6 protein-coding genes and 1 other RNA gene are annotated in these 7290 nt (G+C 25.7%); all 7 read right to left on the bottom strand.

Going from position 1 to position 7290, the window contains the following annotated elements:
• Window positions 1–229 precede the first annotated feature (229 nt).
• Window positions 230–580: a transfer-messenger RNA gene (gene ssrA / locus HMPREF1871_RS03100) on the bottom strand.
• Window positions 581–675: 95 nt separating this feature from the next.
• Window positions 676–1767, bottom strand: coding sequence for a cell division protein FtsZ (gene ftsZ / locus HMPREF1871_RS03095; RefSeq protein ID WP_066129965.1), 1092 nt, complete (start codon window positions 1765–1767; stop codon window positions 676–678).
• 19 nt (window positions 1768–1786) lie between these two features.
• Window positions 1787–3142 (bottom strand): cell division protein FtsA, encoded by a 1356-nt coding sequence (gene ftsA / locus HMPREF1871_RS03090; RefSeq protein WP_232297356.1) that lies wholly within the window; start codon window positions 3140–3142, stop codon window positions 1787–1789.
• A 258-nt stretch (window positions 3143–3400) separates the two neighbouring features.
• The gene (locus HMPREF1871_RS03085; protein WP_198145753.1) at window positions 3401–4039 is read right to left on the bottom strand and encodes a cell division protein FtsQ/DivIB; all 639 of its coding nucleotides are present in this window, start codon (window positions 4037–4039) and stop codon (window positions 3401–3403) included.
• A 163-nt stretch (window positions 4040–4202) separates the two neighbouring features.
• Window positions 4203–5570, bottom strand: a complete 1368-nt coding sequence (gene murD / locus HMPREF1871_RS03080) for a UDP-N-acetylmuramoyl-L-alanine--D-glutamate ligase (RefSeq protein ID WP_066129960.1) — start codon at window positions 5568–5570, stop codon at window positions 4203–4205.
• Window positions 5570–6544, bottom strand: coding sequence for a phospho-N-acetylmuramoyl-pentapeptide-transferase (mraY, locus tag HMPREF1871_RS03075; protein ID WP_066129958.1), 975 nt, complete (start codon window positions 6542–6544; stop codon window positions 5570–5572). The genes murD and mraY overlap by 1 nt, the downstream gene beginning before the upstream one ends.
• Before the next feature lie 9 nt (window positions 6545–6553).
• On the bottom strand, window positions 6554–7290 hold a 737-nt coding region (locus tag HMPREF1871_RS03070), incomplete at its 5' end, for a penicillin-binding transpeptidase domain-containing protein (RefSeq protein ID WP_157058047.1).

Here is a 7290-nt window from a genome sequence, read left to right as displayed (position 1 = left end):
AATACCAACTACAAAAACAAGTATTTTTTTATCTTTTGTGTTGATATTTTTTATTTTATTTTTTTAATTTTAAAGCTGGTTTTCTCTTTATATTATCTATCAACGATAATATTGTACAACCATATTTTTATTTTATTTTTTTTGATTTAAAAGCTGGTTTTTTATCTAAATCGTTTATCACCGATTAAACAATCATATGTAAAAATTATGTTATTATTACTTTTAAAAGATATGGAGATGGCGGGATTTGAACCCGCGTCCAAAAATACCATCCTTTTACCTCTACATGTTTAGTTTATCTATAATAATCTTTATAAATAACCGATAAACAGGTTTTAAAAGATTTGCTTGATTATCTTATTATTATATACTGCAAGCGGAAGTATATAATCGTAGACTAATTAAATGAACCAGTTTTATAATCTTAGTCAAATTAAAAAACTAGCCTTTAGCTAAATTAGGCAGCTAAAGCGAATGATTTGTTGTTGTCAGTTATATTTAACTGTTCCGTTTTTAAAGAGCCGAGCCTCTTACATGCTAATAAAAAAATAAATAATCCTGTCGAATCCATAACATCCCCTAAATATTGGCGAAAAGAAATCTATAACAATTTCATTATGTCACCAATTTTAAATTGAGAACAAAAGAGAAGAAAAACTTCCCTTTTGTTTATTACTAAATTTCTCTTCTTCTTGTTCTTCTTGGTCTTGTTACTAAATCTGATTCTAAATCATCTTTTACTAAATTACTTGTAAATGAAGATGATGTTTGTGCTCTTTGAGATAATTCTCTTTCTATTTTATTTTCTTCATCAAATCCTGTAGCTATAACTGTGACAATTATTTCATCATTTTTTTCTAAATCTTCATTAATTACTGTACCAAATATCATATTAACGTCTTCATCACTAGCTTCTTGAACTATGCTTGCTGCTGCTTGTGCTTCAAATAAACTTAATGATGGACCTCCAGTAATATTTAATAAAACACCTTTTGCTCCTACTATTGATGTTTCTAATAATGGAGACGATATAGCTTTTTTAGCTGCTTCAATCGCTCTATTTTCTCCTGATGAAACTCCTATTCCCATTAAAGCAGATCCTTGATCTTTCATTATTGCTTTTACATCAGCAAAATCTAAGTTTACGGCTCCTGAAACATTTATTAAATCTGATATTCCTTGAACACCTTGTCTTAACACGTTGTCTGCTTCAGAAAATGCCTGCATCATTGGAGTAGATTTATCTACTATTTCTAACAGTCTATCATTAGGAATAACTATTAAAGTATCAACTGCTCCTTTAAGAGCGTTTATCCCTGCTGTAGATTGAACTTGTCTTTTTTTCCCTTCAAATGTAAATGGTCTAGTTACAACACCTACAGTTAATGCTCCTAATTCTTTAGCAATACTTGCTACTATTGGTGCAGCTCCTGTTCCTGTTCCTCCACCCATTCCAGAAGTAACAAAAACCATGTCTGCCCCTTGTAATGATTCTTCAATTTTATCTTTAGTTTCCTCTGCTGCTTTTCTTCCTACTTCTGGATTTGCTCCTGCTCCAAGACCTTTTGTTAATTTTTCTCCTATTTGAATACGAACATCTGCTTTTGAACGTCTTAAAGCTTGAGCATCTGTATTTACAGCTATAAATTCTACATTTTGAATTCCTTTCTCTATCATCCTATCGACAGCATTACCGCCGCCTCCACCTACTCCAACAACTTTAATTACAGCTGATTGTTGAAAATCATTATCTAAAAAACTACTCATAATTTGTTTTCCTCCTAATTTATTCGAAAAATTCACTATATTTTTTTTTGATTTTTTTTAAGAACCCAATTTGTTCATCATTTTTTTGGCTTTCTTCATAATATTCACCAACTAATTCATTTTCTCTATTTTCTGTATCCTCAACAGTTTTTATTTCTTCTATATCAGTTACATCTTCAAAAATAACGTCTGTATTATCTTTTATTAATGTTGGTTCAGAATAACTTTGATAACCCAATAATTTTTCTATATTATAGCTACTTGTTAATATACCTACTACTACAGACAATTCTGGCGAATTAGCTCCTATTATTTTCGGTGTTCCTATTCGTACATTCATTTTTTTTAGCATTTCTCTTGCTAATTCTATGACTCCAGGCATAAGTGTTGTTCCTCCAGTAAGTACTACGTTACCTTTAACTCTATTTATACCTGCTTTTTTTAAAATATTGAATGATCTTAATATTATTTCTTCTAATATTTCTTCTATATAATCTGATAACTCTTTTTGTGTAAAAGGAGCTTCATCTTTTTCTAAATTATCTGTTTCTATAATTATATCATTTGATGCTAAATCATAGAAGGAATGTCCTTGTGTTTTTTTTATTTCTTCAGCTTTTTTTATAGAAACATTAAGTACATCTGAAATCATTCTTGTAATATCGTTTCCTGCTAAATCTATTGATTCTGATATTTGTAAAATATTATCTTCAAAGTAACTTACAGTTGTCAGTCCTGCTCCTATATCCAATATTACAGATCCATAATCTCTTTCTTCTTCATTAAGTAGCAATTCTCCAAGTGCATGTGATGATAAAAAAGTTTCATTACAGTCTAATCTCAGTTTCTCTATACTTTTATATATTGTGTGTAAATGAGTTTTTGACGTCATTACCCTGTTTCCTGTAATTTCAAATGAATTATGTACTGTCATTCCCTTTGGTTGAGAAATATGCTCTATATCGTCTACTCTATAATAATCTGGTATTATTTGTACTACTTCTCTTTCTCTGGGTAACGGTAATATTTTAGCTTCTTCTATTACTTCTTCTATATCTCTTCCATCAATATCATGTTTATTATCAAATTTTATTTCTGCTATACTTTTTTTTATATGAGTATGGATACTTGGAACAGCTATGTAAATAGACCTTACATCTTTACTTGCTTCACGTTTTGCGATTTCTAATGCTTTTTCTATATCTTTTGCTGCCGCTTCTACATCAACAATATTTCCTCTTTTTACTGCATTAGTTTTAACAATTCCCACGCCAAGAATATTAAGTTTTTCATAAACTACATCTGCTATAACAATTTTTATATGCGATGAACCTATATCAAGTGCAGTATATAATTGTGAACTCAAGTAGACCACTCCTTCCTATAATTTTTTATATTTATCTTAAAATTGACATCATATCCCAATTATTATTACATACAACTGATTATATCATAAAACAAAAAAAAAAAAGTATTAAAATATAATTTTTTTTCATTTTTTTATCAATTTATAAATTGTTAAACTTTTTAAATGATATTTTTTTAAAAAAGTATTATTTATAAAAAAATAAAAAATATAATTTAAAATTTTATATCAATTTTCTTTATTTTTAAACTTATAAATAATACTTCTTTATCCTAAAAGATTTTTTACTTTTCTTTCTTTTAATTTATTACTATTTTCCGTTTCCAAATATGTACCATTAACTAAATTTAGTAATGTATTTTTTTTATCAGATATATCTTTTTCCATTTTAAAGTAATAATTTAATTTTTCTGAAAAACTATTTACATTAATTTTTACTTTTTGTCCATCTTTCATATATATATATGAAAGATATTCAGAATTCTTATCATTTATTATTTCAGATATATGCACTAAAACATCAGGATTTAATTTTTTTAAATTTTCTAATAAAATATCCTTTTTATTTTTGTCTTCATTAAAATCATTTATGATTGGAATACTAGAATCATTTAATAATTTTTTATCATATATAGTATTATCTTCTAATATTATATTAAAAGTGCCATCATCATTTATTTCTTTCGCTACTACTTTCTTTTCTTTTACTGAAATATATAATGTATTAAGATATTTTTTTTTAACTTCTACTGAACTTATTATAGAATAATTATCCAAAATATATTTTTGTATATATTCCTCATTAACTTTCCATAATTTCATATTGTTATCTATATCTATTTCTTTTAAAAGTTCTGTTCTATCTATTTGCGTTAACCCATCAATATTAATGTTTTTAATTTTCACAAAACTACTATTTAAAAAGATTAAAATAAGAAAAAAAATGATTATTATTGAAGATAGTACTATATACTCATTTCTTTTTTTTCTTTTAAGCCGTTCCACAGAATTATTAAAAGATTTTCTTTTATTATATGATATATTATTAATTTTAAAATTAAAATTCATATTAATTATTCTCTTTATTTTCTATTTTTTTATAAACATTTATAAATTCTTTTCCTCTGCACTCAAAATTAGGATATTGATCCCATGAAGCACAAGCTGGTGATAATAAAATTATATCATCTTCTTTTGCATTTTGGTACGCTAAAATTGTCGCGTCTTCCACTTTTGTTGCTTCCATACATTTCACATTATTTGATTTTGCTAATTTTTCTAATATATTTTTACTTTCCCCTATACATATCATCAACTTTATTCTTGATAAATAAGGTTTTAGCTCAGAAAAATCTATTCCCCTATCTTTTCCTCCTGCAATTAATATTATATTATCTTTAAACCCTGTTATGGCTTTAACAGTAGATTCTGGATTAGTTGCTTTTGAATCATTATAAAATTTTATATGTTTTACTTCTCCCAGATATTGTAATCTGTGTTCTACTCCAACAAAATTGTAAACTATTCTTTGTATTTGTTCTTTTTTTACTCCTTCTAATAAGGAAATTAATACTGCTGTTATAACATTTTCTAAATTATGTCTTCCAGGTAACAATATTTTTGTTATATCTATTATATTATCATTTTTATATACTATTTTTTGATTTTTTATGAAAATATCAGCTTTTTCATCATCATCTATACTGTAATATAAAATCTTAGCTTTTATATTATCATCTTTATATAATAATTTATCTTTTATATTAAGTATTAAAATATCATTTTCATCTTGATTTTTAAATATTCTTTTTTTTATATTATGATAATTTTCTACACTACCATGGTAATCTAAATGTGCCTTACCTAAATTTGTAATTACACTAATGCTAGGTTTAAAAAATTCTGTGCCATTTAGCTGAAAAGAAGATATTTCAGTAACAAGAGGTGCGTCATTTTTTTCATTTTCATAGGCTTGTTTTATAAGTGGAAATCCTATATTTCCTGCTACTTTTGCATTATTATATTTTGTTTTAATTAATTTATAGGTCAATGTAGTAGTTGTAGTTTTTCCATTTGTACCCGTTATAGCTATTATTCTATTATCAAATAATCTATATGCTATTTCAACTTCTGTATAAATTTTTATTTTTTTATCTATAGCTCTTTTTATTATCTCAATATCATATCTTATTCCAGGATTTTTTATTATTAAATCCACGTTATCCAATATTTTCAGTGGATGTTCTCCAGAAATAACTTTAACTCCTAGATTTTCCAATTCTTTTGCTTTTTTACTATTAGTTAAATCTTCTTTACTATTTAAAGTAACTTTTACCCCTAGCTTATTTAATACTTTAGCAGTTTGGTAGCCACTTTTTGCAAATCCCAATATTAAAATTCTTTTTTTTCTTAATTCTTTCAAAAATTCTTTATTCATTAATTTACTCCTATATAGTATCCTAAAATAGATGAAATTATAGTTATAATTACAAATATATAAACTGTTTTTCTTTCTCCATATCCCGATAATTCAAAATGATGGTGTAAGGGAGCCATTTTAAAAATTCTCTTACCTGTTTTTTTAAAATATGCAACTTGTAGAATTACAGATGCTGTTTCTAGTATATAGACCAGCCCTATAAACAAAAATGCTATCTCTTTATGTAATATTATAGATATTGCTGCTAGAATACCTCCTAACGCTAAAGAGCCGGTATCCCCCATAAATATCTTAGCAGGTTTTTTGTTGAAAATTAAAAAACCAATTAAACTACCTATTATCGATAGACAAAATAATAAAATAGGAAAATTATTCTCTTTATAACTAAATATCGCAAATATTGCTGTAGTTATAATTGTTACACTAGTCGCTAATCCATCTAAACCATCTGTTAAATTAACTGCATTTGAAAACCCTGTTTGCCAAAATATTATAAAAAATACATATATAAATGATAAATAAAAATTTATTTTAAAGTATGGTATATATAAATATTCAACATTAGAATATATTAATTTTAATAAAATATAAAATATTAAAGAAAATATTATTTGCATCAATAATTTTTTTTTAGGGCTAAGACCATCATTTTTTTTCTTAACAACTATTAGCATATCATCGATATATCCTATGATAGAAAATGATAATGTAATATATATTAATAAAATATAAACTTCAAAATTTCGAAAATCGAAGATAATAGATATTAATAAAGAAAAAACTATAGACATAATAAAGGATATCCCCCCCATTGTGGGAGTACCCTTCTTATATATATGACTTTGAGGTCCTTCTTCCCTTATAGCCTGACCAAATTTTAATAAATGTAAATAATTTATTAACTTTGGTAATGATAATGTAGTAATTAAAAATGATAATATAAATATTATTGAAGGTAAAAATAAACTCATTTTTTTCTCCTATTCTAATTTTACTTTTAAATTTTCTCCTGCTTCAACTATTTTACCTTTTGCAATAGATTGTGTTTTTACATATCCATTCCCCTCTATTTCTGTTTTTATACCTGTTAATTCTGAATATTTCATTACATCAATTTTTGACCAACCACTAAAGTTAGGCAAATTAAATTTTGTGTCTTCCGTTAATAAGAAAACTCTATCACTTTTATTAACAATATTTCCTTTAGAAGGGAATTGTTTTATAATATTATCCCCATTACCTAAAATTTCTATATTATTTGTTTCCTTAGATAACATTTCTACAGCTTCTGATTTTGACTTTTCCTCATAATCAGCCATAATATAATTATTTTTTTCTGTGTTATTATTCTCATCTTTTACATTTAAATAATTTAAAGTATTTAGTGTTATAGGATTAAATAACTCTTTTACAGCTGTAGAATAATTTTGAACTATATTTTTAGAGGGATTTTTTATGACACTATAAACAATTATTTCAGGATTGTCGCTAGGAGCATATCCTATAAATGAATGCAGTACTTTATATGGATTTGAATAATATGAACCTGTTCTAGGATCTACTATTTGAGCTGTACCTGTTTTCCCTGCTACACTATAGTTTTCTAATCTGTATTTTTTACCTCCAGATGACCATTGTCCATTTACTACTCCATATAATTCTTCTCTTGTTTTCTCCGCTGTTTCTTTAGATATTGGATTGCCTATTATTTTTTTTT

The organism is Gemelliphila asaccharolytica, assembly GCF_001553005.1.
Taxonomy (GTDB): Bacteria; Bacillota; Bacilli; order Staphylococcales; family Gemellaceae; genus Gemelliphila; species Gemelliphila asaccharolytica.
Note: the sequence above shows the minus strand (reverse complement) of the source record. Positions and strands in the feature narration are given on the sequence as shown.

What these genes read in the sequence shown, in the direction of transcription:
- ftsZ (WP_066129965.1), bottom strand. Translation starts at nt 1,767, where the DNA reads ATGAGTAGTTTTTTAGATAATGATTTTCAACAATCAGCTGTAATTAAA.
- murD (WP_066129960.1), bottom strand. Translation starts at nt 5,570, where the DNA reads ATGAATAAAGAATTTTTGAAAGAATTAAGAAAAAAAAGAATTTTAATA.
- mraY (WP_066129958.1), bottom strand. Translation starts at nt 6,544, where the DNA reads ATGAGTTTATTTTTACCTTCAATAATATTTATATTATCATTTTTAATT.